The organism is Stenotrophomonas maltophilia, from assembly GCF_039555535.1.
In the GTDB taxonomy this organism is placed as follows: domain Bacteria; phylum Pseudomonadota; class Gammaproteobacteria; order Xanthomonadales; family Xanthomonadaceae; genus Stenotrophomonas; species Stenotrophomonas maltophilia_Q.
The window spans coordinates 4,613,651-4,639,309 of the sequence record NZ_CP154630.1 but is presented as its reverse complement, the minus strand read 5'-3'; the positions used below and the strand labels follow the sequence as shown (position 1 = coordinate 4,639,309).

Genomic DNA, 25,659 nt, shown 5'->3' with positions numbered 1-25,659 from the left:
GCAGTGTGCGCGTCGAACCTTTGCCTAAACACCCATCTTCACGCCAATCACTCTTGCCGCGTGGTCAATAATGGCGCCATGAAAACCACCCTCGATGAAATGCAGGCGTTCCTGGCGGTGATCGACAGCGGTTCGATCAGTGCCGCGGCCGAGCAGCTGGGGCAGACGCCCTCCGGCGTCAGCCGTGCGCTGGGGCGGCTGGAGGACAAGCTGGGTACCACCTTGCTGACCCGCACCACGCGCCGCCTGCACCTGACTGCCGAAGGCGAGGCCTACCTGCGCCATGCGCGGGCGATCATCGACGCGGTGGAATCAGCCGAGGAGCAGATGGCGGCGCGCCGCGAACGCCCGGCCGGACGCCTGCGCGTGGATGCGGCGATGCCGTTCGTGCTGCATGTGATCGCGCCGCTGGTCGCCGGCTATCGTGCGCGCTATCCGGAAGTACAGCTGGAGCTGAACAGCTCCGAGCGCTACATCGACCTGCTGGAACGGCGCACCGACCTGGCGATCCGGATTGGTCCGCTGGCCGATTCCACCCTGCATGCCCGACCGCTGGGCCGCTGCCAGCTGCGCCTGGTGGCGAGCCCGGCCTACCTGGCCGCACATGGCGAACCGGCCAGCGTGGCGGCGCTGGGCCAGCACACCCTGCTCAGCTTCAACGAGCCGGAATCGCTGAATCACTGGCCGCTGCCGGGCGATGCCGATGGCCTGCTGCGGGTGCGCCCGGACATCGCGGTGTCCAGCGGCGAGACGTTGCGCCGGCTGGCGGTGGAAGGGGTGGGCATCACCTGCCTGTCCGACTTCGTGACCGACCGCGACCGCGCCGCCGGCACCTTGGTGCCGGTGCTGGCGGCACAGACGCTGGACGTGTACCAGCCGATCCATGCGGTGTATTACCGCAACACCGCAGTATCGGCGCGGATCAGCTCGTTCCTGGATTACCTGGGTGAAGCGATGGCGCGGAGCGATTACCTGCGTTGAGGTGCGCCGAGCGCAGGCTCGGCTCTACAGAGCCCGGAACGATTGACGGCCCGGTGTAGAGCCGAGCCCACGCTCGGCTGCCTGCAAAGGATCAGGCTGCGCGCGCCAGCGCATCCTTCGCTGCGGCGGTGGTCGACAGATCAAACACATCCACCGCATCGATCAATCGGTTCGCCTGCTGTTCCAGGCTGCGTGCGGCGGCACTGGCTTCTTCCACCAGCGCCGCATTCTGCTGGGTGGTGCCATCCATCTGGATCACCGTCTGGCTGACCTGTTCGATGCCTGCGCTCTGTTCCTGCGAGGCCGCGGAAATCTCGGCCATGATGTCGGTCACGCGCTGCACCGACGCCACGATCTCGGCCATGGTGTCGCCGGCCTCGCGCACGCGCTGTGCGCCGAGGCCGACCTGTTCCACCGAGGCCTCGATCAGCGCCTTGATCTCCTTGGCGGCACCGGCCGAGCGCTGTGCCAGCGTGCGCACTTCGCTGGCCACCACGGCGAAGCCGCGACCCTGCTCACCGGCGCGTGCCGCTTCAACCGCCGCGTTCAGCGCCAGGATGTTGGTCTGGAACGCGATGCCATCGATCACGCTGATGATCTCGGCGATCCGCCTCGACGAGGTCTCGATCGCGCCCATCGTCGCCACCACCTGGCCGACCACGCTGCCGCCCTGCGAGGCGACCGTGTGCGCGCCGATGGCCAGCTGGTTGGCCTGGCGCGCATGCTCGGCGTTCTGGCGCACGGTGGAGGTCAGTTCCTCCATCGAGGCAGCGGTCTCTTCCAGATTGGCCGCCTGCTGCTCGGTACGGCGCGACAGGTCATTGTTGCCGGCGGCGATCTCTGCGGCGGCGGTGTGGATGTTGCCGGAGGCGTGCTTGATGTCGGTGACGATGGTCGCCAGCTGCGCGGCGGTGGTGTTGGCGTCACCGGCGATGCGCGCGAACACGCCCTGGAAATCACCGTGCATGCGTGCGCCGAGGCGGCCGTCGGCTATCGCGCGCAGCATGCTGGAAACCTCGCCCAGGTTCAGCTCGGTGGTCTGCATCAGACGGTTGAGGCCATCGACCATCGCGCGGAAATCATGCTCGAAGCGTGCGCTGTCGCCGCGCTGGCTGAAGTCACCGGCGGCAGCGGCTTCGGCCAGGCGGCGGATCTCGCCGTTGATCACGCCGAGATTAGCCTTGGCCGTATCCAGTGCGTTGGTGATCACGGCCTTCTCGCCGGGCAGGCGTTCCATGTCCTGGCTGAGGTCGCCGACGGCATAGCGGCCCATGATCGAGATCGCGCGCATCTTCACCTGGATATGTGCGTCGACCAGCGTGTTGCAGTCGGCCACCATGGTGCCGAAGGCGCCGGGGAACGCGCTGGCGTCCATGCGATGGCTGATGGTGCCGGCCTCGTGTGCCTGTGCCATCGCAGTCTGCGCATCCAGCACGCCGCGCAGCGTGGACTGCACCGCCTGCATGGCTTGCGCGAGGCGTCCAATCTCGTCGCGGCTGCGCACCTGCACCACGTGCTGCAGGTCGCCGGCGGCCACCGCGCGGGCGGCGGCTTCCACCGCCAGCACCGGCTGCACCACCGCGCGTCGCAGCCACCAGGCCAGGCCCATCAGCAGCAGCACGGCGGCCAGCACGGTCAACGAGGCACACAGCAGCAGGGTCTGCCGCGCCTGCTGCGACCGTGCCGCCACGGCCGTCTCCGCCACCTGCGTGGCATGCGTGCTCAGTGCATCCAGTGCCGTAGCCACCGGGCGATCCTTGCCGCGCACGAGGTTGTCGCCGGCGGCGGGATCGTAGCCGGCCTCCGCAAACGCCTGCAGGGCGGCGTGGTAGTCCTTCTGCAGCTGTGTGTGCAGGCCGATGAAGGCCTGTGCCAGTTCACGCGTACGCGCGTCCGGACTGGCTGTGAGGCTCTTGGCCAGCTGCTCGACCAGGCGGCCCTCGCTGTCGAAGGCGTCCAGATGGCGCTGGCGCAGCGCGTCGTCGTGGCCGCGCAGCAGCACGTTCTTCCATTCCTGCACCTGGCCGCGGAACTCGCGCTGCAGGCGTTCGGCGTCGCGGCTGTGCGCGACTTCGGGCGGAACCTCGGTGGAAAGCTTCAACCAGGCGGAGGCCAGGCCCGCCAGAGCGCACAGCAGGACCACGGCAAGACCAACGGAAACCGCGCCGAGCAGCTTGGACTGCAGGCGCGGAGCACGGACAGACGCATTCATGGGGAGGGACTCTCGGGAAGGGGCGATTCGGTATCGACCGGTGCCACTTCTCTCTGAAGTGCGACTTGGATCACATTCCCGTTTCGTTTAGTGATGTGAAGGAGATATTTCATAGGACAAATGTGTCCATATGGAACGAAAGAAGACCCTCGACAGAGGATTTAAATGTAACTATCGTTGTTACATGAAATCCGCGAATCCCCTTTCCGACGCCCTGCACGTGATGGCGCATCTGGTCGGCCATGCCGCCCCGCGCACCTCCGAGCAGCTGGCGTCGTGCCTGCCGACCCATCCGGTGGTGATCCGCCGCCTGCTGGCACAGCTGCACAAGGCCGGCCTGGTGCGCAGCACCCGTGGTCATGGCGGCGGCAGCCAGCTGGCCCGCGATGCCGCAGCGATCACCCTGCACGACATCTATCTGGCGGTGGGAGCGCCGCCGCTGGTGCAGGTCGGTACCCGCGACGCCAGCGGCGGCTGCCCGATCCAGCAGCTGGTCAACAGCGCCCTGCTGGAGGGCGCGCGCGAGGCACAACGGATGCTTGAACAGCGATTGCAAGCGACCACGCTGGACCAGCTCGGCGCCGACTTCGCCCGCCATCTCGCCCATCACCGTTCCCTGGAAGGTCCGCATGAATCCTGATGTGCTCATCGTCGGCGGCAGCTATGCCGGCATTGCCGCCGGCCTGATCCTGGCCCGTGCCCGTCGCCCGGTTACGGTCATCGATGCCGGTTCGCCGCGCAACCGTTTCGCCAGTCATTCGCACGGGGTGCTCGGGCTGGATGGCATCAGTGGCGCCGAGCTGCTGAAGACCGCGCGCCAGCAGCTGCTGGACTACCCCACGGTGCGTTGGGTGCATGCCGAAGCCGTGCAGGCCACCGCCAGCGCTGAAGGCGTGGAACTGCGTACCGCCGATGGCCAGGTCCTGGCCGCACGCAAGCTGCTGCTGGCCAGTGGCATCGCCGACCAGCTGCCGGACCTGCCGGGGCTGGCCGAGCGCTGGGGCAGTACCGTGCTGCATTGTCCCTACTGCCATGGCTACGAAGTGGGTGGTGGCGCCATCGGCCTGCTTGGTGGTCACCCGATGTCCGCCAGCAAGGCGCCGCTGTTCGCCGATTGGGGAAATGTCACCTTCTTCAGCCAAGGCCTGCCGATCACCGATGAGGAGCAGGCCGCCATGCAGCAGCGCGGCGTGCAGATCGAGACCGCGCCGGTGGTGGGCGTGCAGGGTGACCAGCCGACCTGGCTGGAAGTGGAGTTGGCCGATGGCCGCCGCATCGCCCAGCGTGCGCTGTTCGTACCGGCCACCCAGGCGATGGCCACGCCGCTGGTGCAGCAGCTCGGTTGCACCTTGGTCGAGAGCCCGCTGGGGGTGCTGATCGAGGTCGACATGATGAAGCAGACCTCGGTGCCGAACGTGTATGCCGCAGGCGATGCGACGACGGTCGGCAACATCACGTTGGCCGCTGCCGAAGGCGTGCGTGCGGGCATTGGTGTGCACCATGCGCTGGTGGGCGAGGACAGCGTGCCGCGTTGATCGCTGCGCCGGTAGCTGCCGACCTTGCCCGGCGCCGTTCGATCCACGCATGGCGTGGATCTACCGCAATCGAGCGCGGTGGGTGCCGGCCCTGGCCGGCACCGTTCCATCATCCCTTCACGCACAGCACCTGCCGCAGCGTGTGCACCACGTCCACCAGGTCCAGCTGGGCGGCCATTACATCATCGATCGACTTGTACGCCGCCGGTGACTCGTCCAGCACGCCGCTGTCCTTGCGGCATTCCACATGCGCGGTGGCCTCGCGGTGCTGGGCCAGCGTGATCTGCTGGCGTGCAGCGCCACGGCTCATCACCCGGCCGGCACCGTGGCTGCAGCTGTGGAAGCTGTCCGCGTTGCCCTTGCCGCGCACGATGTAGCTGCGCGTGCCCATGCTGCCGGGAATGATGCCCAGCTCGCCCTCGCGCGCACTGACCGCGCCCTTGCGCGTCACCAGCAGTTCCTGGCCGTGGTGCGTCTCCTTCTGCACGTAGTTGTGGTGGCAGTTCACCGCCATCGCCGCCAGCTGGAACTTCGGCAAGCGGTGGCGCATCTCGGCCAGCACGCGCGACATCATCGCCTCGCGGTTCTGCCGGGCGTAGTCCTGCGCCCACGACACGGCTTCGACGTAATCATCGAACAGCGGCTCGCCTTCCATGAAGAACGCCAGGTCCTTGTCCGGCAGGTGGAAGCCGAGCACGCGCCGTGCCAGCTCCTCGCGCGCCTTTTCGATGAAGTAGGTGCCGATCAGGTTGCCGGTGCCGCGCGAGCCGCTGTGCAGCATCACCCACACCGTATCCGTCTCGTCCAGGCACAGTTCGATGAAGTGGTTGCCACCGCCCAGCGTTCCCAGCTGACGGTCGAGCTTGTCGGTGCGGATCCTGCGGTGCCTGTCCTTGATCTTCTCCAGCCCGGCGGCCAGCCCGGACTGCACCAACCGGGTGTGGATGCTGTCGGGCATGCGCTGGTGCTCGCCGCCGCGCCCGTTGCCGACCGGGATGCTGCGCTCGATGCTGTTGCGCAGCTGCCGCAGGTCATCGGGCAGGTCGTTGGCGCGCAGTGTGGTGCGCACGGCGGCCATGCCACAGCCGATGTCGACGCCGACCGCGGCCGGAATGATCGCGCCACGGGTCGGGATCACCGAGCCCACGGTCGCGCCCTTGCCCAGGTGCACGTCCGGCATCACTGCCACCCACGGCCCGACGAACGGGATCGCAGCGATGTTGCGCAGCTGCTCATGCGCCTGCGCTTCCAGCGGAACGCCGTTGACCCAGCCCTTGATCGGCGTGGTGCCCTGGGCGTGCAGCCATTGATAGTTGTGTTGAGTGTCCATGTCTTCGTGTATGTCCTTGATGGGCCGGCGGCGCGTCCCTGCGCCGCCGCTACCCCCTACCTGATCGTCACCAGCTGCTTCAGCACGCCATCCAGGCCGCCGAACACGGTGAGCTTGTCGATCTTCTCGGTGACCTTCTCCAGCGCCTCCAGCTCCTTCAAGCGCATCAGCACCGGGTTGTCCTCGATCAGCTTTGCGGTGTTGAGCTGCGAACGCGTGGCATTGGCCTCCTCGCGGCGGCGGATCACGCTGGCCTGGGCCTGCTTCTCGGCCAGCACCACGCCGTTGAGGATCTCCTTCATCTCGCCCGGCAGGATCACGTCCTTGATGCCCACGCCAAGCAGACGTACACCGTGGCCCTCGATCGCGGCCTGCACATGGGCGGCGATCTCACCGTCCAGTGCCGCCTTGTCACCCAGCAGCTCGTCCAGGCTGCGCACGGCAATCGCCTGGCGCAGGCCGAACTGCAGCTGCCGATAGATGAACTCATCAGCATTGCTGAGCGAGCGGTGTGCCCGCACCGGGTCGACCACCTGCACGGTCGCGGCCAGGTTCACCCGCAGGGTCACCTTGTCGCGGCTGAGCAGCTCCTGGCCGGATACGTCCAGCGAACGCGCACGCAGCTCCACACGCTCCACCGACACGTTGCCGTTGAAGTTCCAGAACGCGTGCAGGCCGGCGTCCAGCGTCTGCCGCAGCGTGCCATCGATGAACAGCAGGCCCACCGACTCGCTCGGCACGGTGCTGATCACCGCCACACGCGGCAGCACGCCCAGCTGGCCCAGCCGCTGCTGCACGTCCGCCGGGACGCGCGGCTCGTCACCGAGTGCCATCACGCGCACCTGAGTGTCGACAGAACCGCGCCAGTACAGGCGGCGGCTGCCCGGCGGCAGCACCTCGTCGATGCGGCCGTTGCGCAGCAGCAGGCCGACCTCGCCGGCACCGACGTTGGCCAGCACGAAGTGCGTGTCCAGCGTCGCGCCCAGCGCTTCGATCAGGCTGTCCTGGTCGCTGCCGGAGTAGGCCGCGCCCTTCGATGCGTTGTGGATGTCCACCTGTGGGCGGCCGCCGAACAGCGACAGGCGGTGCACACCCGGCAGCAGGATCTGCTGGAAACGACGGTTGCGATACACCAGGCCGCGCTCGCCGTCGCCGATCACGACCTTGATGGTCCAGAACATGGGAGTCTCTCCTTGTATGGCTCTGGTGGTTCGACCCGTTGCGGATGAATCGCCAGGACCCGGGTCGATCAGGTCGTGGCGAGGCCGCGTGCACACCACGTGCAGGCAGCGGAAGAGGGCGGCCATCGGCGGACGGTCCACGCGCGGAGCCTTCGGTGCACCGGCAGTGCTGCCGTCGTCGTTCCCGGCAGGCAGCACCGGGGCGGAACGTGGCTGGCATTGACGGCGGGCCGAGGCCCGGCGTGCGGTCCGTTGCCCTTCCTGTAACGCCCGAAGGCGTTCGCAGGACCGGCGACGATGGCCGCTGGGGCGTGCGCCCCGGGTGTTGCTTTACGTCATGACGTGGAAGGTCATGTGGTTGGAGTGGGAGTCGAACCCACGACAGACGGAATCAGGGTCCGTTGCTCTACCCGACTGAGCTATCCAGTGGTGAACCGCGCGGAATCGAACCGCGTGCCGGCGAACCGGCGCCTGCCTCCAGCAGGCGATCCAGGCGATGGCATGTCCGCGACCTCCGGCATACGCCACGGCAATGCCGCGCGCACCAGCCCGTGGTTGAAACGGGACCGTTGGTAGTCGAAGATGCAGGCCACCGACATTATCGCGAGCGATAATGTTTGGGTGCGATGCAGATAATGTCCAGGCGTTGCCGTGCACGCGGAGAAAATCCTCCGGTGGGGCGGAAAAACCTGGGTCAGTGAGCGGCGGGTTGCCGCGTGGGGTGCAGTTCTGGCATCGCGGGTCCTTGCGCCGACGCAAATGAAAACGCCCCCGGGACTTGCGTTCCGAGGGCGTCGTCAGGCCTCGGAGATCGGGGTGGCCGATCTCCGCAGGGCGGGTATCAGGCCGTTGTCAGCTGGACTTCCTTGCAGAACGCGCGCGCCAGCACGTCCATGCGCAGGCATGGCAGCAGTTTGGCGATGGCGACGGAATGCGCGTTCAAGGGAAGTTTCCAGTGGTTGTTGAAACGAGGTGCGCACGATAAACCACGATTTAGTCGTGCGCAACTATTTTGTTCAATTATTTTCTTCGCTGTTGTGCAATGCCGGCCAGCGGCCGGCACTGCAACTCAGGCTTCCGTGCTGGCGGCATCCAGCTGCGCGACATCCTGCACGCTCAACGACACGTTCGCCGCCGCCAGCAGATCGTGCAGCTGTTCGACGCTGGTAGCGCTGACGATCGGCGCGGTGATCGACGGCCGTGCGATCTGCCAGGCCAGTGCGATCTGCGCAGCGCTGGCGCCGTGCTTGCTGGCCACGTCATCCAGCGCCTGCAGGATGCGCAGGCCGCGCGGGTTCAGATAGCGCTTCACTACTGTCTCGCCACGCGCCGGGCTCTTGGCCGCATCAGCCGGCGTGCGGTACTTGCCGCTGAGGAAGCCACTGGCCAGCGCGTAGTAACCGATCACGCCGATCTGTTCGCGCTGCACCAGCGGTTCCAGTTCCTTCTCGTAGCCGGCGCGGTCGTACAGGTTGTACTCCGGCTGCAGGGTTTCGTAACGCGGCAGCTTGTAGTCGGTGGACACCTTCAGCGCGTCGGCCAGGCGCGTGGCGCTGTAGTTGGAGGCGCCGATGGCGCGTACCTTGCCGGCTTCGATCAGGCGTCCGAACGCAGCCAGCGTGGCTTCCAGCGGCGTCGACTCGTCATCCTCGTGGGCCTGGTAAAGATCGATGACGTCGGTCTGCAGGCGGCGCAGCGAATCCTCGACCGCCGCAGTGATGTTGTCCGGGGTCAGGCCGGGACGCTCGGCCCACTTGGCCACCTTGGTCGCCAGCACCACCTTGTCGCGCTTGCCGCTGCGGGCGAACCACTTGCCGATCAGCGCTTCCGATTCGCCGCCGGCATTGCCGGATACCCAGGCCGAATACACATCGGCGGTATCGACCAGGTTGAAGCCGGCATCGACGAAGGCATCGAGCAGGGCGAAGCTGGCCTTCTCATCGGCGCTCCAGCCGAACACGTTGCCACCGAAGGCGAGCGGACGTACATGCAGGCCGGAACGGCCCAGTTCGCGGGTTGCCGTCATGGGCACGGACTCCTTGGGGGAAGTGCTCCAGAATAGAACGCGATGTGTGACCGTGCTGCGGCGGCGACCACAAAACAGTGTTCCGCGATGCGCACGCCGCTAACGTTTTGTGAACACCTTGGACGCTGCGACTGCTAGTCTCGCCGCATCTTCCGTTGGAGTCGTCCCGATGATGCCTGCTTCGTCCCTGCGTGGCTGCCGCCTGCTGCTTGCTTCGGCCCTGCTTGCTGCTGTTCCCGCGTTCGCCGCACCGGCCACGGTGGCGCCGGCGAAGATTCAGGTCTCGCCGGCCATCGAGGCGGCGGTGAAGGCGCCCACCCGCGATGCCAACAACATCAAGCGCGATGGCTTCCGTCATCCGGCGCAGACGCTGTCGTTCTTCAAGGTGGCTCCGGAAAAGACCGTCATCGAGATCACCCCCGGCAACGGCTGGTACTCGGAGATCCTGGCGCCGCTGCTGCATGACAAGGGTCATTACGTCGCCGCCGTGGTCGACCCGATGGCCGTGCCCGAAGGCCGCGGCCGTGACTACCAGCAGCGCAGCCGCGACAGCCTGGAGAAGAAGTACGCCGGCGCCCCGGCGCAGTTCGGCAAGACTGCCGTGGTGGCCTACGATCCGGCGAAGCCGGTGTTCGGCCCGGCCAATTCAGCCGACGTGGTGCTGACCTTCCGCAACGTGCACAACTGGCGCAAGGCCGGCCAGGCGCAGGGCATGTTCCAGGGCTTCTTCAATGTACTCAAGCCGGGTGGCGTCCTGGGCGTGGTCGAGCATCGCGCCAAGGCCGATGTGGCCGACGACGATGACACCGGCTATGTCGGCCAGCAGCAGGTGATCGCGATGGCCGAGGCCGCCGGCTTCAAGCTGGATGCGCGCAGCGAGGTCAACGCCAACCCGCGCGACACCAAGGACCACCCGAACGGTGTTTGGACGCTGCCGCCGACCAACCAGCACGACAAGGCCGATGATGCGAAGTACCAGGCGATCGGCGAAAGCGACCGCATGACCCTGCGCTTCATCAAGCCGTAAATCGGCAGGGCCGGGCCACGCCCGGCGAGCGCAGCGGCGTGGCAATCGACGCAATGTGCATCCGCCGGGCATGGCCCGGCGCTACCCATGGAGTGGACTGTTGAAGAAAGTGTTCTACATCGCCGTGGCCGTGCTGGTGCTGGCGCGGCTGATTGATTTCGTGTTCTACGGTGGCCATGCCTACGACCTGGTGGCGACGGTGGGGTTTGCCGTGCTGTTCGCCGGTGCGCTGCTGGAGGAACGCGCGCGTGCCACGAATCCGCCGCCGGTTCGCCTGCGGCGCCGGGCCAATATCATCGCGGCTTGCGGCATCGCGCTGGTGCTGGGCTCGTTCCTGCTGGAGTGGAAGGTCTTCGGCTGATCCCGCCGCAGCCTCGGCCAAAGCGATGCCCGGTGAGCGGGCAGCGCGGCGTGGGACAATGCCTCATCCGCCGCCCGCCGTGCCCGCAATGCTGATCGCCTTCAACAAGCCCTTCAACGTGCTCTGCCAGTTCACCGACCGCAGCGTGCCGCCGCGGCCGACCCTGGCCGGGTTCGGCCTGCCGCCGCGCGTGTATGCCGCCGGTCGTCTGGACCATGACAGCGAAGGCCTGCTGCTGCTGACGGATAACGGCACGCTGGCGCACAAGCTGACCGACCCCAGGCACAAGGCCGACAAGACCTACTGGGTGCAGGTGGAAGGCACGCCCAGCGATGAGCAGCTGCAACGGCTGCGCGATGGGGTGGAGCTGAATGACGGGCCGACCTTGCCGGCGAAGATCGAGCGCCTCGATCCGGCGCCGTCGCTGTGGACACGCGATCCGCCGGTGCGCTTCCGCAAGACCGTCCCCGATGCCTGGCTGGCGATCACTATCCGCGAGGGCCGCAATCGCCAGGTGCGGCGGATGACCGCGGCGGTGAACCTGCCGACGCTGCGCCTGGTCCGCGTTTCGATGGGACCCTACCGGCTGGACGACCTGCAGCCGGGGCAGTGGCGGCAGATCGGCTGAAACAGAAAGGGCCGGATACCTCGCGGCATCCGGCCCTGGCTCGGGGTCAGATCCCTTCCGCAGGAAGGGCTCTGACCCGGTCGGTCACACTCAGGCGTCGCTGCCGATATCGCTGTGCTCGTCCACCACGGTGTCGTTGCGGCGGTCACGTGCGTTGATGCGCTGCGCCTGCCCATTCACCACGTGGCCATTGGCAGCCTTCTTCTTCTGCTGCTTGCGGTACAGCGCATAGCCCAGCAGGCCGACACCGACGGCAGCAGCGGCGATGGTCACGGCCGGGTTGCGGCGTGCGAACTTGGTGGCGACCTTGCCGCCGGTCTTCACTGCGCCGATGGCGGCGCCGGTCTTGATCCAGTCCGCATTGCGCAGGCTGCCACCGGCGCTCTTCAGGCCATCGCCGGCGGTGTGGGCCAGTTCCAGGGCGCGCTCCAGAGCGCGGTCGGTGATTACGGTGAGCTTGCTCATGCGGGGGTCCTTTGCCTCGGGTCGAAGTCCAGTGTCGCGTGTTGCCCGTAAACGGTATGTCAGTCGGGGCCGCAGGCGGTGTGACTTTAGCGTAGCCATTCAGGATCAGGCAGGGTGGGTCGGATCCCTTTCCGTTGGGAAACGGCTCTGACCCCGCCCTTCAGGTTCCGCGCGGCTTGGCCCGGTGCGTGGCCGTCGCGGTCCACGGATCATCCGGCCACGGATGCCGCGGGTAGCGCCCCTTCATTTCCTTTTTCACTTCGGCGTAGGTGCTTTCCCAGAAGTTGCGCAGGTCCTGGGTGACCTGCAACGGGCGGCCGCCGGGGGAGAGCAGGTGCAGGGTCAGCGGCACGCGCCCATCGGCGATGCGCGGCGTATCAGCCAGGCCGAACAGTTCCTGCAGCTTCACCGCCAGCACCGGTGGCAAGGGCTCGCCACTTTCGCTGTCCAACTCGTAGGTGATCGGCCGCTCCAGTCCGGACGGCACGGTAATGCGGGTCGGCGCATGGCGCTCGACCAGCTGCCGCTGCGACCACTCCAGCGGCGACTTCAGCGCCTCGCCGAAGCTGGACTCGTCCAGCGCATCCAGACGGCTCTTGCCGGCGAACGCGGGCTGCAGCCACTGCGCACGGTTGGCCAGCAGGGCCGCGTCGCTGCAGTCGGGCAGATCCAACTCCGGCATCCAGCGCCGCAGTGATTCCACCCGTGCCTGCCACTGGCGCAGGCCTTCGGTCCATGGCAGCGCCTGCAGGCCGAGCTCGGCCACCGCGTCGGTCAGCGCCTGCGCGGCGTGCTGCGGATCGACCCGGCCGGCCGAGCGGCTGTCCAACACGATGCGGTCGAAACGGGTCTCGCGCAGGGCCACCAGGGCGCGGCGCTCGCTGTCCCAGCGGACCACATCTTCGGTGACGAAGCGCTCCGGCCACGCCTTGCGCAGCTGGCCTTCGTCCACCGGTGCGGCACGCAGCAGCAGCGCATCGCGTGCCTCGAAGCGAAGCTCGCTGGCCACCAGCCACGGTTCGCCACGCAGGTCGCTCAGCTCGTGCAGGCGCGCGCTGCGCCCATTGGCCAGCAGGTAACGCAGTGGATCGCCGGGATGCTGGAAGCCGATCCGATCAGGGAAGGCGTGAGCGAGCAGGTCACCCAGCTGATGGGCCTCGATGCTGGCCGGCGGCGTGGCTTCGCAGCGCAGGCGGCGACGCCACTGCTTGGCGGCGGCATCGATGGCGGCCAGCCCGCTACGGTTGGCATCGCCGGGTGTGCGGCCATTGCGGAACGCGGCCAGTGCGCGCCAGCGGCTCGCCAGCGCGTCACCGCCTTGGCGCAGCGGATCGCGCGCTTCCAGCAGCGCGGCCAGATCGGCGGCCAGCGCCTGCGAACGTGCATCGGGCGCGGCCAGCAGCATCGCCGCCATCCGTGGGTGCGTACCCAGCGCCAGTACGCGGCGGCCGAGTGCGGTGATCGCACCACTGCTGGACAATGCGCCCAACCGCTGCAGCAGTTCGCGGGCGGCGCCCATCGGGCCGGCAGGTGGTGGATCGAGGAAGCGCAGGTCGCTGCTGCCCCAAGCGGCCAGTTCCAGTGCCAGTCCGGCCAGTTCCACCTGGTCGATCTCGGCCCGGCGCTGCGGCTCCAATCGCTGCGACTGCGGCCACAGCCGCCAGGCCACGCCTTCGGCCACGCGACCGGCGCGACCGGCGCGCTGGTCGGCCGACGCCTGGGCGATGGAGACCACGTCCAGCCGGGTGAAGCCGCTGTTGGGGTCGTAGCGCGGTTCGCGTGCCTGGCCGCTGTCGATCACCACGCGCACGCCGGGCAGGGTCACCGACGACTCGGCCACGTTGGTGGCCAGCACCACGCGGCGGCGGCCGTCGCTGGCGGCCTGCAGCACGCGCGCCTGCTGTTCCACCGGCAGCTCACCATGCAGGGCCAGTACTTCGACGCCGGCATCCAGCGATTCCTGCAGGCCGGCCTGCACCCGCGCGATCTCGCGCTGGCCGGGCAGGAACACCAGCAGGTCACCGGGGTGATCGGCCAGGGCCTGCTGCACCGCGCGGCGCACCTGCAGTTCCAGCGTCTCATCGCGGCGCGCCGGGAAATGGCTGATCGCCACCGGGTAGCTGCGGCCCTCGCTGCTCAGTCGCGGCGCATCGAGGAAGCGTGCCAAGCGCTCGCCATCCAACGTTGCCGACATCACCACCAGACGCAGGTCATCGCGTAGCTGTGCCTGCACGTCCAGCGCCAGCGCCAGGCCCAGATCGCCGCTGAGGTGGCGTTCGTGGAATTCGTCGAACAGGATTGCGCCGACCTCTTCCAACATCGGGTCGTCCTGCAGCATGCGGGTGAGAATGCCCTCGGTGACGACCTCGATGCGGGTGCGTGCCGAGATCTTGTTCTCGAAGCGGATGCGGTAGCCGACCGTGCCACCGACCTCTTCACCGAGCTGTCGTGCCATGAACAGCGCCGCGCTGCGCGCAGCCACCCGGCGCGGTTCCAGCAGGATGATCTTCCGGCCCTGCAGCCACGGTGCGTCCAGCAGCGCCAGCGGCACCTGGGTGGTCTTGCCTGCGCCGGGTGGGGCTTCCAGCACCAGCCGCGGCTGCGCAGCCAGGTGCTGCTGGATCTGTGGCAGCAGCGGGGAAATCGGGAAGAGCGGGGCGTTCATTATGCAAAGGATAAGGGGCCACGGCCGGCGCAGGTACAATGCGCGGGCACTTTTCCCCCGCGATGACCATGCACCTGATCGATATCGGCGCCAACCTGACCCACGACTCCTTCGACCGCGACCGCGATGCCGTGCTGGACCGTGCGCGCCAGGCCGGCGTGGTGCAGATGGTCATCACCGGCGCCAGCCGCGAGCACTCGCCGTTGGCGGTACAGCTGGCGCAGCAGCATCCGGGCTTCCTGTATGCCACCGCCGGCGTGCACCCGCATCATGCGGTGGAATACACCGACGAATGCGATGCCGAGATGCGCGCGCTGCACGCCCATCCGGAAGTGGTGGCGGTGGGGGAGTGTGGGCTGGACTACTTCCGTGATTTCTCGCCGCGCCCGGCCCAGCACCGTGCGTTCGAGCGCCAGCTGCAGCTGGCCGCGGACAATGGCAAGCCGCTGTTCCTGCACCAGCGCGACGCGCATGCCGATTTCATGGCACAGATGAAGAACTTCGAAGGTCGCATCGGCCCGGCGGTGGTGCATTGCTTCACCGGCGAACGCGATGAACTGTTCGACTACCTGGACCAGGACTGGTACATCGGCATCACCGGCTGGCTGTGCGATGAGCGCCGTGGAGCGCACCTGCGCGAACTGGTGAAGAACATCCCGGCCAACCGCCTGATGATCGAGACCGACGCGCCGTACCTGCTGCCACGCACACTGAAGCCGATGCCGAAGGATCGCCGCAACGAACCGATGTTCCTGTCGCACATCGTGGAAGAGCTGGCACGTGACCGTGGCGAGGACGTTGCGTTGACCGCGGCCAATGCCACGGCGGCCGCGCGCACGTTCTTCCGTCTGCCCGACGCGGGTTGATCCGTAGAGCCGAGCCCATGCTCGGCTCATCGCGCGCAGCGCGACGGACACGGAGAGCAGCCGAGCATGGGCTCGGCTCTACAAAGCGCTGTCCGGTAGCGCCGGGCCATGCCCGGCGAGCGAAGCGGCAAGGTCCTTCAGCCCTTCCCGATACGTCGGAAACCGTGGCGCCCACCCCAGCGCTTCACGCGTGCCCCGGCTGTCGATGCGCTTGTTGCTCTCGTAGAAGCGTCGCAGCGTCGGGCTCAGTGCCGGGTCATCCCAGGCCACGGCGGGCGGCAGCGCAAACCCGCCCAGCTTCGCGGCGAAGGCCAGCACATCCTGCGGCGGTGCGGGCTCGTCGTCGCTGGGCAGGTAGAGACCCTGCCGGGCCGGTCGCCGCATTGCGGCGATGATGACGGTTGCCAGGTCATCCACGTGCAGTCGGTTGAACACCTGGTCCGGGCGAACCACGTGGCGTGCACGGCCCTGTGACAACTGCACCAGCGCATTGCGGCCCGGTCCGTACAGGCCTGGCAGGCGGAACACCGCCGAGGCGATGCCGCGTTGTCCGGTCAGTGCACGCCACTGTGCTTCCGCGAGCAGGCGCTGCACGCCGGCCGCGTCGGTGGCGTCGGCCGCGCTGCGCTCGTCGATCCAACCGCCGGCGCGATCGGCATACACCGAGGTGGACGACAGATAGCCGACCCAGCGCAGTGCTGGGCTGGCCAACAGCGCGGGCAGCAGCAGGCGCAAGGCAGGATCGCCCTCGGCATCGGGCGGCACGCTGCACAGCACGGCATCGGCGTGTGCGATCTCCTCGAGCAGATCGGGCGAAGGTGCGGTGTCGGCCTGCAACCGATACCGACGAAGACCGTCATCGGGCGCCGCTGCCGGATCGCGCACCGTCCCAGCAACCTGCACGCCACGTGCCTGCAACTGCGTGGCCAGCACGCATCCGCTCCAGCCCAGGCCGAGGATCAGCACCCGCGCTGGCAGTGCGTTGGCCTGCAACGCGAAGCTCACGCGCTGCGCAGTGCCTGGTAGGCCTGCAGGCTGCTGTAGGCGACCTGCAGCAGCAGGGCTTCCTGGTCGGCCTTGCGCGCACGCGCCAGCATGTCGCCGACGATCTGCTCGACCTCCACCTGCTGGCCGGCCTCCAGGTCACGCAGCATCGATGCCTTCAGCGCAGATCCGGCCTGGGTCAAGGTGCCGCGCGCGTTGTCCTGCGCGGCTTCGGGAATCGGTTCACCGGCGGCCTCGGCCACGGCCAGGCACTCGTCGTACAGGCCACGCACGATCGCCTCGCCATCGTGGGTAGCGACGATGGTGCCGATGTCCGCACGCAGCAGGCAGGTGGCTGCGGCCAGCGCGGTCAGGAAGGTGTACTTGATCCATTGCTCCTGGCCGATGTGCTCGCTGGCCAGGTGATCAAGATTGGCCTGTGCGCAGGCGGCAGCGAAGGCGCGCACGCGCGCGGAGATCGCGCCGCCATCGCGCTCGCCGAAGGTGAGCTTGGCCGGCTTGCCCAGATGCAGCACGGCGCCGTCGGCGGCCTTGGTGGCGCTGATGAAGCACAGGCCGCCGAGCACCGCCTCACGACCGAAGCGCGCATCCAGTGCGTTGTAGTGATGCAGGCCGTTGAGGATCGGCAGCACGGTGGTGTTCGCACCGACTGCCGGCGCGATGGCATCGATCGAGCTGTCCAGGTCATAGGCCTTGCAGCTGAGAATGACCAGATCGAACGGCTTCTCCGCGGCGAGCGCGGGCAGTGCCTCGGCGGTCACGTGCTGCACCGGGAAGCAGGCATCGCCGATCGGGCTGTGGATGACCAGCCCATCGCGGTCCAGCTGCGCTGCGCGGGCGGGGCGCACGAGGAAGGTCACGTCCACGCCGGCCTGGGCCAGTCGACCACCGAAGTAACCGCCGGTACCGCCGGCGCCGAGGATCAGGATGCGCATTGCAGGTTCACCGTGTTCTGGGGGAATCAGAACTGCGATTGTGCCGGAGATTGCGGCCAACGGCGGTGCCCCCCGTGGTGGTTCGCGGAAAGCACTGTTCAGTGGGGTTGGCCCGGCGCGGCCACCGCCACCGCGTGAAGCAGTTCAAGGGCGGAAGCGGGTCGCTCGCTGCGCTCGCCCATGCAGAGCGGTACTCAGCGCAGCTGCTCGCTGAAGTCTTCGGTGTATCCCAGCAGAAGCGTGGTGCGGGTGGCCAGCGTCGCAGCCAGGTGCGACCAGGTGTCGTCCCTTCCTGTGGCAAAGATGTGCTGCAGATCCGTGACCAGAGCACTCGCTTCCGCAGGCAACGGCGCGCTGTCGCGCTGGAAGCCCAACCACGATGCGCCAAGCCCGAACAGGCGGTAGCCATGGTGTTCCTGCAGGTGCCGGATCAGGGCATGGTTCTGGAAGATGTCCCAGTCGGCGCTGAAGTAGCCATTGGGCAGGGCGGCGATCAGCAGGTCGTCACGGACCACGGGTACCTGCTGCACGCAGACCACCTCGTCGACGATCAGATCCGGCGCGGCATTGGCAGCAACCAGCGCCTCGATGTCTGCGTCACTGCACATCAGTGTGCCTGCCAGCGCGCTCCATTCCAGCCGATGAGAGGAATGCTCGAGCTGCGCGATGACATGCGCCAGCAACCGCTCGCGTGCCGCCAACGCATCGTCGGGGGTTGCCGGGTCTTCGTCCTCGTACAGCGCGATGCGCGCGTCGTCTGACGCGTGCATGCTGGTGTAGCGGCACTGACCGGCATCATCGAGCGTGCACAGATAGCGGTGCCGGGGATCAGCTGCGTGCCGTGTGGCCAGGTATCCCAGCACCTCATCCAGCGTGGGCGAATCGCCCAGCAGCGCGTGGCTGAAGGCATCGATGGGGCCGTCCGACACGGCCTTGTCCAACGGAATGGAAGTGATCTTCATCGCCACAGCCTAGCCGCAATCCCAAACGAAAAGAGCCGAGCATCGGCTTGGCTCTACAGAGATCGCTTCATCCACGCATGGCGTGGATCTACAGTGTCGACCAAGGTCGACACCCACCAGGCTCCCGCCATGCCACGGATAGTCAGCTTTTGCCGTTGCCGTTGAAGTTGATTCAGCGGGTGCGGGGCCGCAGGCCCTGCAGGCAAAACTCAGCTGCGCATGCCCACGCCACGGCGCAGCAGCCACAGCGCCAGTGCCGTCAGCACCACCACGAAGCCGATCATCAGGCCGTAGGCCACCGGCAGCGGAACGTCACTGCTGCCCAGCAGGCCATAGCGGAACGCGTTGACCATGTAGAAGATCGGGTTGGCGTGGGTGGCCGCCTCGGCCCAGGTCGGCAACAGCTTCACCGAATAGAACACGCCACCCAGGTAGGTCAGCGGGGTCAGGATGAAGGTCGGCACGATCGCCACGTCGTCGAACTTCTTCGCATACACCGCGTTGATGAAGCCGGCCAGCGAGAAGATCGTCGCGCCCAGGATCACCGTGGTCAGCATCACGATCGGGTGCGGGATGCGCACCGGGGTGAAGAACATCGCGATGATCAGCACGATCACGCCCACCATCAGGCCGCGCAGCACGGCACCGGCCACGTAGCCCCACAGGATCACCCAGTTCGGCATCGGGCTGACCAGCAGCTCTTCCACATGGCGGCCGAACTTGGCGCCGAAGAACGAGGAACTGATGTTGCCGTAGCTGTTCTGGATCACGCTCATCATCACCAGGCCCGGCACGATGAACTGCATGTAGCTGTAGCCGCCCATCTCACCCACGCGCGACCCGATCAGGTTGCCGAAGATCAGGAAGTACAGGGTCATGGTGATCGCCGGTGGCACCAGGGTCTGGCCCCAGATGCGCATGATGCGGGCGACTTCGCGGCGCACGATGGTCATCAGTGCGACGCGGTTGCGCTGGCCGTCGGTCAGCTCGGTGGTGCTCATGCGGAAGTCTCCAGGTTGCCGGTGAGGCGCACGAACAGCTCCTCCAGGCGGTTGCTCTTGGTGCGCATCGAACGCACGCGGATGCCAGCCTCGTTCAGCGTGGCGAACACGCGGTTGAGGTCCATCGCGCGCGGCATGTCGATGTCCAGCGTGTGCGGGTCCGGGGCGGTCAACGTCGCGCCTTCGATCACCGGCAGCTGCGCCGGCAGTTCACCGTCGATGTCCAGCAGGAAGCCTTCCACGTCCAGCTTGGCCAGCAACGCGCGCATCGGGCCCTGCTCGACGATCTGGCCGTGGTTGATGATCGCCAGGTGCCGGCACAGGTACTCGGCCTCTTCCAGGTAGTGCGTGGTGAGGATGATCGTGGTGCCGGCCGCGTTGATCTCCTTCAGCACGCGCCACATGTCGCGGCGGATCTCGATGTCCACGCCGGCGGTCGGTTCGTCCAGGATCAGCAGGCGCGGGCGGGTCATCATCGCGCGGGCGATCATCAGCCGGCGCTTCATGCCGCCGGACAGTGTGCGGCTCATCACCTGGGCCTTCTCCCACAGGTGCGCGCGCTTCAGTTCCTCTTCGGCGCGCTGCTCGGCTTCCTGGCGCGGCACACCGTAGAAACCGGCGTAGTTCACCAGGATGTCGAAGGGCTTCTCGAACAGGTTGAAGTTGATTTCCTGCGGCACCAGCCCGATCAGGCGCATGGTGGCGCTGCGGTTGCGCACCAGGTCGCTGCCGAACACCTCCACCTGGCCCTCGCTGAGGTTGACCAGGGAGCTGATGATGCCGATCAGGGTCGACTTGCCGGCGCCGTTGGGGCCGAGCAGGGCGAAGAAGTCGCCCGGAGCCACTTCCAGGGAAACACCCTTCAGGGCCTGGGTGCCGTTGTCGTAGGTCTTGCGCAGGTCGCGCACGCGCAGGGCGGGCGCCATATCGTTCTGGGATGCCAAGCTCGAAGCCTTCGCGCCCATGGGCTGGCGCTGGAGAGGGGGCGGGGAGGGGCTATTATAGAAGACCCCGAGGGCTTGCCCCGGCTACACACTGTCCCGAAAAGTCGTGCCTGTTCAATTCCCCCTCAAGCTGGTCGGCTGCCGCATGCTGGCCCCGACCGTCGGCCACTACCAGTTCGTGCGTGACGATGGGCAGCCGCTGGATTTCCAGCCCGGCCAGTTCATCCAGGTCCATTTCAGCTATGCCGACGGCACCGAAACCAAGCGCAGCTACTCGCTGGCGACCATCCACGACCACGCGCTGGGCCCGGGCGAGGCGGTGGATATCGCGGTCAGTTTCGTGCCCGGCGGCGCCGCCACGGCCCTGTTCGAGGCGCTGGAGCAGGGCGGCCAGATCAATGCGTCCGGCCCCTATGGCCGGTTCTGCCTGAACCCCGGCGACCACAACGCCCGCTACCTGCTGATCGCCACCGGCACCGGCGTCACCCCGTACCGCTCGATGCTGCCGCTGCTGGAAACGGCCATGGCCGAGCGGGGCGTGCAGATCGTGCTGCTGCAGGGCGCGCGCAGCCCGGGCGAGCTGCTGTACAGCGAAGATTTCTACAGCTTCGCCGAAAAGCATCCTAACTTCCGTTATGTTCCGTGCCTGTCGCGCGAACTGCCGGCCGATCCGCATCCCGACGTGCAGCATGGCTACGTGCAGCAGGCGCTGGCCGGTTTCTCGCCGGACCCGGCCACCGACATCGCCTACCTGTGCGGCAACCCGGACATGGTCGACGCCTGCGCCGAGCTGCTCAAGGCTGCCGGACTGGGCAACCCGCAGATCCGCCGCGAGAAGTACGTCAGCAGCAAATAGGCCCGGGTAGTGCCGGCCGCTGGCCGGCAACCCCCTCATGTACCGGAGGCGGCCTCATGCCGCCTCCGGAACCTGCCTCAGTACGCGACCCAGGCATCCCGCCAAGCGTAGCCGGTGCCCGGACGGTAGGCATCGGCATTGATGTTGCACCACGCACCTTCCGGGAAGGGACGGCAGGCGTACAGTTTGCCGTCGGTGCCCTTCACCACGGTTTCGCCGGGTTTATAGCTGCCGATACCAGCCGGGTAGATGAAGTCGTAGTCACCTGGAGGTGGGTCTATCGGGCCCGGTCCCGGAACCAGTGTTTCGAGCTGGAAGCGGTTGCCAGGCTTGAGGTAGACACGATTATCCGTGGCAGAAGCGACCGGCGTGATCATCCCGTCTTTCATTACACCCACACGTGCGTGCTGCGCGTTGGCGTTGACCTGCCGTGCCAGCGCCAAGGGCCATTGATTCGCTGCGGTCTGACCAGCGCTCAGTGTCAGCGCCGGGCGTTCCAGATCGTTGCCGTTGGCACTGAACACCCGCAGGGTCAAGGTGGTCCCGGTGTCCAGCGCGCCCCGCGCGATGACCGGACCTGCGTCCTGCCATTGCGGCGGCGGGGTGACGCCACCACCGCCTTCGAAACGCACGTCCATGCAGGTGTAGAAGGCCTCCTGCGAATCCGAGCGCTGCCAGGTATTGTAGATGATGTGCTGGCCCTCGCGCTTTGGCAGCGGGCAGTCCAGCTTGTATACGCCACCGGCGGACAACGGTACGTTGCCCAGCGTGCAGAAGGCTTCCAGATCACCCCAGCGCAGGGGAGAGCCAGGTTGCCAGCCATCGCGGGTGACGTAGAACTTCCACTCACGGGTTTCGTGCGGAGCGGAACCCAGGAATTCAAAGGTGTAGCGACCGCGCGCGTCGGCCCGTATCGGCGAGGTGGCCCAGTCGCTGCGGTTCAGGTCCAGGCCGCGATAGGTGGAGTTGCCGCCGCTGCACAGTTGCCCGTCCGGAACCACCGCCTGGTGGTTGCCGTTGGCATGAGCCTGATTGACACCAGCCCAGTCGTAGAACGGTTGGGCACCGCCCAGCTGCTTGGCGGCGGCGCAGGCCGGATTGGTCGGGTTTTCCGGGTTGCCCAGATAGCATGCGTAGACACGGCTGGTGGGCTTGGACATGGTGCCATGGGCGAAGGCGCTGCCAGGCAGCGCCAGACCCGCGATGAAGGACAGTGCAAGGACGGTCCGATGGGACAGGTGCATCAGGAATCTCCTGTGGGTGGTGGAACCCTGCGGAGTTTCGACATGCGTCCCGGCACGCTCCATAGGAATAGTTTGAAAGGTAAGGGTGCGTTTTCTGCGCTGCGATGAACTTCGCATTCCGAGGGGGAACGACGAAAAAACGCCGTTCCCCGCAGGGCATCTCAGTACGCGATCCAAGCGTCCCGCCAGGCAGAGCCGGTGCCCGGACGATAGGCATCGGCATTGACGTTGCACCACGCACCTTCCGGGAACGGGCGGCAGGCGTACAGCTTGCCGTCGGTGCCCTTCACCACGGTCTGGCCCGGCACGTAGCTGCCGATACCGGCCGGGTACACATGGTCGAAATCACCGCCCGGCGACGGCGTACCCGGGTCCGGCACCTTGGTGTCGAGCTGGAAGCGGTTGCCGTCCTTCAGGTACACACGGTTGGCGGTGGCCGATGCGGTGGGCGTGATCACGCCGTTGCTGAGCACACCCAGCCGCGCATGCTGTGCATCGGCATTGACCCTGCGTGCCAGCACCAGCGGCCACTGTGCCGCGGCGGTCTGGCCGCTGGCCAGGGTGGCCTCCACGCGCTCGACATCGTTGCCGTTGGCGTTGAACACGCGCAGCGCCAGCGTCGTGCCGACCGGCAGCTCACCGCGCGCAGTGACCGGGCCGGCATCCTGCCATTGCGGTGCTGGCGTGCCGCCGCCGCCCTGGAAGCGCACGTCCATGCACGTGTAGAACGCTTCGGTCGAATCCGAGCGCTGCCAGGTGTTGTAGATCACGTGCTGGCCGCTGCGCTGCGGCAACGTGCACTGCAGCTTGTAGGTGCCATCGGCCGACAGCGGTGTATTGCCCAGCGTGCAGAATTCCTGCAGGTCGGCCCAGCGCAAGGGGCTGCCCGGCTGCCAGCCTTCGCGGGTGACGAAGAAGCGCCAGTCGCGCGTGGCATGCGGCGCGGTGGCCTTGAACACGAAGGTGAATTTGCCATTGGCATCAGGCTGGATCGGCGTGGTCTGCCAGTCGCTGCGGTCCACGTCCAGGCCGCGGAAGGTCGGGTTGTTGCCGCTGCACAGCTTGCCATCGGGTACCACCGCCTGGTGGTTGCCATTGGCGTTGGCCTGGTTGATGCCATTCCAGTCGTAGAACGCCTGCGAGCCGCCGATCGCCTTGGCGGCGGCACAGGCCGGATTGGTCGGGTTCTCGGGATTGCCCTGGAAGCAGGCATAGACGCGGCTGACCGGCGTGGTCATGGTGCCGTGAGCGGCTGCAGTGCCGGCCAGGCCGAGGCCTGCGGCGGCGAACGCGGTGGCCAGCAGCACTGGTGTGGAGCGGAATGACATGGCGCATCCTTGTGGTCGTCGAAAGGGAACGGTGACCGCAGGCGTTGCGCTGCGCGGCGGACTTGCGGCGGCACCACAGCGAGTATCGAGTCGTGGTGCGGGCGGAGGAACCATGGAAGTGCCGATCCGTGACTGTGCATGTGAAGCCCTTCCCGCAGGCTTCACGCGGTGCTGAATGGATGCGCCAGCGGTCACGTGATCGGCGTGCCATCGATCACGTCATGGAGGTTGGCGCTACGTGGCGCTGGTGCCGACCCGATCTGCCTGGCATGAGAAACAGCCGTGTGCCGCGTTGTGCAGCTGGACGAAGGCCACCGCTGGATCGGCGAAGATCGTGTCCAGCTGCGTGGCAACCTCGGTGCCGGCGCAGACCTGCGCACTGCGCATCAGCGCTGCGCTGTCGTAGGCACGCAGCGAGATCATGCGGCGCTGCACATAAGGTGGCACCTCCCCGGCAGGCAGTACGCAACGGGTCACGCCGCGCTGCACGAAGATCGGGCCGGAGGCGCGATACGGCGAGTGCAACGGCAGGTGCACGTGGGACAGCAGGAGCAGTTCGCTGCCGCAGGGAGGATCGCTCAGGCTGATCCGGCAGGGGTGTCCTCCTGAATCGCCCGCCCAGCGACGCTGGATTCCCAGTGCAGCGAGCGCGTTGTCACTCATCTCGAACAGGGGCAGGAAGGGGCGGTGGTCGATGCCACCGAGGTACCACGCGTGCATGGGCGTCTCCTGGGTTGTGCGCGGATTCTGCGCATGCGCCGGTCGTCCTGCTCGCCGTTTTCAGACCCGGCATCACCCTCGAAGCCGGGGAACGCCACGGGATTCGCGCTGCAAGGCGCTAAGATGCGCGCGCCGCCCTGGCCGACGAGCGCTGCATGTCCCTGGATTTCCGCACCATCACCGTGCTTGGCTTCCTGCTCTGCATCGGCATTGCCGTGGGGTTCTCGCTGCTGCTGGTCGTGCTGCGCGGGCAGCCGGTGCTGCGCCAGTGGACCGCCAGCCTGTGGCTGCTGACCCTGGGCGTGACCCTGCTGGCGCTGCGCCCCTATCTGCCACTGGTGCCGGCCGTGCTGGCCGGCAACGCGGCGATGGCCGGGTGCGCGCTGATGATGCTGCGCGGCGTTGCGCTGCACCTGGAGCAGCCGTTGCCGCTGTGGTGGCCGTTGTTGATGGCGGCCGCGTTCATGGCCTGCATCTTCGCCTTCCTTGTGCTGTGGCCGAACCTGGGCATGCGCCTGCAGGTGTTCAGCGTGTTCGCGCTGGGTGTCGATGGCTGGATTGCATGGCTGCTGCTGCGCCATGCCCCGGCCCAGCAACGCACCAGTTGCCGGTTGGCCGCTGCGGTGTTCCTGGCCCAAGCCAGCCTGTATGCCGTGCGCCTGTTCCTGCCGGTGGCCCCGGATGCCGGCGAGGACATCATGCGCACCGGTTCGCCGATGTTCGCGACCTACATCGCCGGAGTGATGCTGGAACTGGCGCGCTGCTTCGCGATGGTGCTGCTGCTGGTTGAGCGGATGCTGGTCGATCTGCGCCATGCGGCGCGCACCGACGGCCTGACCGGCCTGCTCAACCGCGGTGCGGTGCTGGCCGATGGCCACGCGCGTCTGCAGCGCCTGCGTCGACAGGGGCGGCCGCTGGCGCTGCTGCTGGTGGATGTCGATCACTTCAAGCAGATCAATGACCGCTGGGGCCATCTGGCCGGCGACCAGGTGTTGCGCCACTTTGCAGCGGTGCTGCAGCGCTGTACGCAGGGCCGTGACGCCCTGCTGGGCCGTTACGGCGGCGAGGAGTTCGTGCTGGTGCTGGCCGGCAGCACGCAGGGCGAAGCAATGGCAGGGGCTGCAGCGATCCGTACCGCTCTGCAGCGGTGCCCGGCGCGCCTGGCCACCGGAGCGGTGACGGTCACCGCCAGCATCGGTCTGGCGATGGACGAAGGCCACGGCGACCTGTCCACGCTGCTGGCGGCGGCCGATGCGGCGCTGTACCGGGCCAAGGCCGAGGGCCGCGATCGCCTGGCCTGCGCCGTCCCGGCCGGGAATCCGCCTCTGCCCATCGCCGCCGACGCGCTGCCCGTGTAAGTTGGGTCACATCTTCCGCGGCAGCCCGT

The 25,659-nt window shown here is 67.3% G+C and carries 23 protein-coding genes and 1 tRNA gene; 9 read left to right on the top strand and 15 right to left on the bottom strand.

Annotation, left to right across the window (positions count from 1 at the left end; translation table 11 throughout):
* Positions 1–78: 78 nt before the first annotated feature.
* Entirely contained in the window at positions 79–981 is a 903-nt protein-coding gene (locus AASM09_RS21335) for a LysR family transcriptional regulator (RefSeq protein WP_049426727.1), read from the top strand.
* A 91-nt stretch (positions 982–1,072) separates the two neighbouring features.
* On the opposite strand, the gene AASM09_RS21330 is transcribed toward AASM09_RS21335, so the two are convergent.
* The gene (locus AASM09_RS21330; protein WP_100443717.1) at positions 1,073–3,193 is read right to left on the bottom strand and encodes a methyl-accepting chemotaxis protein; all 2,121 of its coding nucleotides are present in this window, start codon (positions 3,191–3,193) and stop codon (positions 1,073–1,075) included.
* A 184-nt stretch (positions 3,194–3,377) separates the two neighbouring features.
* Here AASM09_RS21330 and AASM09_RS21325 point away from each other — a divergent pair, with 184 nt between their 5' ends.
* Positions 3,378–3,833: an Rrf2 family transcriptional regulator gene (locus AASM09_RS21325; RefSeq protein ID WP_049427226.1), complete on the top strand. Its 456-nt coding sequence runs from the start codon at positions 3,378–3,380 to the stop codon at positions 3,831–3,833.
* Positions 3,823–4,728 (top strand): NAD(P)/FAD-dependent oxidoreductase, encoded by a 906-nt coding sequence (locus tag AASM09_RS21320; protein WP_049427223.1) that lies wholly within the window; start codon positions 3,823–3,825, stop codon positions 4,726–4,728. The genes AASM09_RS21325 and AASM09_RS21320 overlap by 11 nt, the downstream gene beginning before the upstream one ends.
* 109 nt (positions 4,729–4,837) lie before the next feature.
* Here the strand turns inward: AASM09_RS21320 and AASM09_RS21315 are convergent, their stop codons facing one another.
* From AASM09_RS21315 to AASM09_RS21300, 4 genes are all read right to left on the bottom strand, one after another.
* Positions 4,838–6,058, bottom strand: a complete 1,221-nt coding sequence (locus tag AASM09_RS21315; protein ID WP_049427222.1) for an RtcB family protein — start codon at positions 6,056–6,058, stop codon at positions 4,838–4,840.
* Between the two features lie 56 nt (positions 6,059–6,114).
* Positions 6,115–7,239 carry a slipin family protein gene (locus AASM09_RS21310; protein WP_049427220.1) on the bottom strand — a complete coding sequence of 375 codons (1,125 nt, stop codon included), beginning with the start codon at positions 7,237–7,239 and terminating at the stop codon, positions 6,115–6,117.
* Between the two features lie 355 nt (positions 7,240–7,594).
* Positions 7,595–7,665 (bottom strand) — tRNA-Gln (locus AASM09_RS21305).
* A gap of 643 nt (positions 7,666–8,308) precedes the next feature.
* Positions 8,309–9,265, bottom strand: coding sequence for an aldo/keto reductase (locus tag AASM09_RS21300; RefSeq protein ID WP_049427219.1), 957 nt, complete (start codon positions 9,263–9,265; stop codon positions 8,309–8,311).
* A 169-nt stretch (positions 9,266–9,434) separates the two neighbouring features.
* On the opposite strand from AASM09_RS21300, the gene AASM09_RS21295 reads away from it, so the two are divergent.
* The 3 genes from AASM09_RS21295 (at position 9,435) to AASM09_RS21285 (ending at position 11,281) form a co-directional block, all read left to right on the top strand.
* Entirely contained in the window at positions 9,435–10,292 is an 858-nt protein-coding gene (locus tag AASM09_RS21295; RefSeq protein WP_049427218.1) for a class I SAM-dependent methyltransferase, read from the top strand.
* 109 nt (positions 10,293–10,401) lie between these two features.
* Complete coding sequence (locus AASM09_RS21290) at positions 10,402–10,653, top strand: hypothetical protein (RefSeq protein WP_238378667.1); 252 nt, start codon at positions 10,402–10,404, stop codon at positions 10,651–10,653.
* Positions 10,654–10,741: 88 nt separating this feature from the next.
* Positions 10,742–11,281 carry a pseudouridine synthase gene (locus AASM09_RS21285; RefSeq protein WP_019336761.1) on the top strand — a complete coding sequence of 180 codons (540 nt, stop codon included), beginning with the start codon at positions 10,742–10,744 and terminating at the stop codon, positions 11,279–11,281.
* Positions 11,282–11,371: 90 nt separating this feature from the next.
* On the opposite strand, the gene AASM09_RS21280 is transcribed toward AASM09_RS21285, so the two are convergent.
* Entirely contained in the window at positions 11,372–11,746 is a 375-nt protein-coding gene (locus AASM09_RS21280) for a hypothetical protein (protein WP_049427214.1), read from the bottom strand.
* A gap of 160 nt (positions 11,747–11,906) precedes the next feature.
* Positions 11,907–14,411, bottom strand: a complete 2,505-nt coding sequence (hrpB, locus tag AASM09_RS21275; protein WP_049427213.1) for an ATP-dependent helicase HrpB — start codon at positions 14,409–14,411, stop codon at positions 11,907–11,909.
* 68 nt (positions 14,412–14,479) lie between these two features.
* Here hrpB and AASM09_RS21270 point away from each other — a divergent pair, with 68 nt between their 5' ends.
* A complete protein-coding gene (locus AASM09_RS21270; protein ID WP_049427229.1) occupies positions 14,480–15,277 on the top strand; it encodes a TatD family hydrolase in 798 nt (265 codons plus the stop codon).
* 78 nt (positions 15,278–15,355) lie between these two features.
* Here AASM09_RS21270 and AASM09_RS21265 read toward each other — a convergent pair whose 3' ends face one another.
* From AASM09_RS21265 to AASM09_RS21245, 5 genes are all read right to left on the bottom strand, one after another.
* A complete protein-coding gene (locus AASM09_RS21265) occupies positions 15,356–16,282 on the bottom strand; it encodes an NAD-dependent epimerase/dehydratase family protein (protein WP_049427211.1) in 927 nt (308 codons plus the stop codon).
* Positions 16,279–17,217: a 2-dehydropantoate 2-reductase gene (gene panE, locus AASM09_RS21260; RefSeq protein ID WP_049427209.1), complete on the bottom strand. Its 939-nt coding sequence runs from the start codon at positions 17,215–17,217 to the stop codon at positions 16,279–16,281. The genes AASM09_RS21265 and panE overlap by 4 nt, the downstream gene beginning before the upstream one ends.
* A 194-nt stretch (positions 17,218–17,411) precedes the next feature.
* The gene (locus tag AASM09_RS21255; protein WP_049427208.1) at positions 17,412–18,179 is read right to left on the bottom strand and encodes a hypothetical protein; all 768 of its coding nucleotides are present in this window, start codon (positions 18,177–18,179) and stop codon (positions 17,412–17,414) included.
* Positions 18,180–18,388: 209 nt separating this feature from the next.
* A complete protein-coding gene (locus AASM09_RS21250; RefSeq protein WP_049427207.1) occupies positions 18,389–19,180 on the bottom strand; it encodes an ABC transporter permease in 792 nt (263 codons plus the stop codon).
* Positions 19,177–20,145: an ABC transporter ATP-binding protein gene (locus AASM09_RS21245; protein WP_049427206.1), complete on the bottom strand. Its 969-nt coding sequence runs from the start codon at positions 20,143–20,145 to the stop codon at positions 19,177–19,179. The genes AASM09_RS21250 and AASM09_RS21245 overlap by 4 nt, the downstream gene beginning before the upstream one ends.
* Before the next feature lie 85 nt (positions 20,146–20,230).
* On the opposite strand from AASM09_RS21245, the gene AASM09_RS21240 reads away from it, so the two are divergent.
* On the top strand, positions 20,231–20,980 hold the full coding sequence (locus tag AASM09_RS21240; RefSeq protein WP_080354965.1) for a ferredoxin--NADP reductase: 750 nt from the start codon (positions 20,231–20,233) through the stop codon (positions 20,978–20,980).
* A 77-nt stretch (positions 20,981–21,057) separates the two neighbouring features.
* Here AASM09_RS21240 and AASM09_RS21235 read toward each other — a convergent pair whose 3' ends face one another.
* The 3 genes from AASM09_RS21235 to AASM09_RS21225 all read right to left on the bottom strand — a co-directional run bounded on the left by AASM09_RS21235 (position 21,058) and on the right by AASM09_RS21225 (position 24,272).
* Positions 21,058–22,224 (bottom strand): lytic polysaccharide monooxygenase, encoded by a 1,167-nt coding sequence (locus AASM09_RS21235; RefSeq protein ID WP_049427201.1) that lies wholly within the window; start codon positions 22,222–22,224, stop codon positions 21,058–21,060.
* Positions 22,225–22,385: 161 nt separating this feature from the next.
* The gene (locus AASM09_RS21230; RefSeq protein ID WP_049427199.1) at positions 22,386–23,552 is read right to left on the bottom strand and encodes a lytic polysaccharide monooxygenase; all 1,167 of its coding nucleotides are present in this window, start codon (positions 23,550–23,552) and stop codon (positions 22,386–22,388) included.
* A 234-nt stretch (positions 23,553–23,786) separates the two neighbouring features.
* The gene (locus AASM09_RS21225) at positions 23,787–24,272 is read right to left on the bottom strand and encodes a DUF1203 domain-containing protein (RefSeq protein WP_049427198.1); all 486 of its coding nucleotides are present in this window, start codon (positions 24,270–24,272) and stop codon (positions 23,787–23,789) included.
* A gap of 155 nt (positions 24,273–24,427) precedes the next feature.
* Between AASM09_RS21225 and AASM09_RS21220 the strand changes: the two genes are divergently transcribed.
* A complete protein-coding gene (locus AASM09_RS21220) occupies positions 24,428–25,630 on the top strand; it encodes a GGDEF domain-containing protein (RefSeq protein WP_049427197.1) in 1,203 nt (400 codons plus the stop codon).
* Positions 25,631–25,659: the final 29 nt, after the last annotated feature.

Coding starts and splice junctions, on each gene's coding strand:
- AASM09_RS21310 (WP_049427220.1), bottom strand. CDS start 7,239: ATGTTCTGGACCATCAAGGTCGTGATCGGCGACGGCGAGCGCGGCCTG.
- AASM09_RS21285 (WP_019336761.1), top strand. CDS start 10,742: ATGCTGATCGCCTTCAACAAGCCCTTCAACGTGCTCTGCCAGTTCACC.
- hrpB (WP_049427213.1), bottom strand. CDS start 14,411: ATGAACGCCCCGCTCTTCCCGATTTCCCCGCTGCTGCCACAGATCCAG.
- AASM09_RS21230 (WP_049427199.1), bottom strand. CDS start 23,552: ATGTCATTCCGCTCCACACCAGTGCTGCTGGCCACCGCGTTCGCCGCC.
- AASM09_RS21325 (WP_049427226.1), top strand. CDS start 3,378: ATGAAATCCGCGAATCCCCTTTCCGACGCCCTGCACGTGATGGCGCAT.
- panE (WP_049427209.1), bottom strand. CDS start 17,217: ATGCGCATCCTGATCCTCGGCGCCGGCGGTACCGGCGGTTACTTCGGT.
- AASM09_RS21270 (WP_049427229.1), top strand. CDS start 14,480: ATGCACCTGATCGATATCGGCGCCAACCTGACCCACGACTCCTTCGAC.
- AASM09_RS21280 (WP_049427214.1), bottom strand. CDS start 11,746: ATGAGCAAGCTCACCGTAATCACCGACCGCGCTCTGGAGCGCGCCCTG.
- AASM09_RS21235 (WP_049427201.1), bottom strand. CDS start 22,224: ATGCACCTGTCCCATCGGACCGTCCTTGCACTGTCCTTCATCGCGGGT.
- AASM09_RS21335 (WP_049426727.1), top strand. CDS start 79: ATGAAAACCACCCTCGATGAAATGCAGGCGTTCCTGGCGGTGATCGAC.
- AASM09_RS21295 (WP_049427218.1), top strand. CDS start 9,435: ATGATGCCTGCTTCGTCCCTGCGTGGCTGCCGCCTGCTGCTTGCTTCG.
- AASM09_RS21250 (WP_049427207.1), bottom strand. CDS start 19,180: ATGAGCACCACCGAGCTGACCGACGGCCAGCGCAACCGCGTCGCACTG.
- AASM09_RS21320 (WP_049427223.1), top strand. CDS start 3,823: ATGAATCCTGATGTGCTCATCGTCGGCGGCAGCTATGCCGGCATTGCC.
- AASM09_RS21315 (WP_049427222.1), bottom strand. CDS start 6,058: ATGGACACTCAACACAACTATCAATGGCTGCACGCCCAGGGCACCACG.
- AASM09_RS21225 (WP_049427198.1), bottom strand. CDS start 24,272: ATGCACGCGTGGTACCTCGGTGGCATCGACCACCGCCCCTTCCTGCCC.
- AASM09_RS21245 (WP_049427206.1), bottom strand. CDS start 20,145: ATGGGCGCGAAGGCTTCGAGCTTGGCATCCCAGAACGATATGGCGCCC.
- AASM09_RS21220 (WP_049427197.1), top strand. CDS start 24,428: ATGTCCCTGGATTTCCGCACCATCACCGTGCTTGGCTTCCTGCTCTGC.
- AASM09_RS21300 (WP_049427219.1), bottom strand. CDS start 9,265: ATGACGGCAACCCGCGAACTGGGCCGTTCCGGCCTGCATGTACGTCCG.
- AASM09_RS21255 (WP_049427208.1), bottom strand. CDS start 18,179: ATGAAGATCACTTCCATTCCGTTGGACAAGGCCGTGTCGGACGGCCCC.
- AASM09_RS21330 (WP_100443717.1), bottom strand. CDS start 3,193: ATGAATGCGTCTGTCCGTGCTCCGCGCCTGCAGTCCAAGCTGCTCGGC.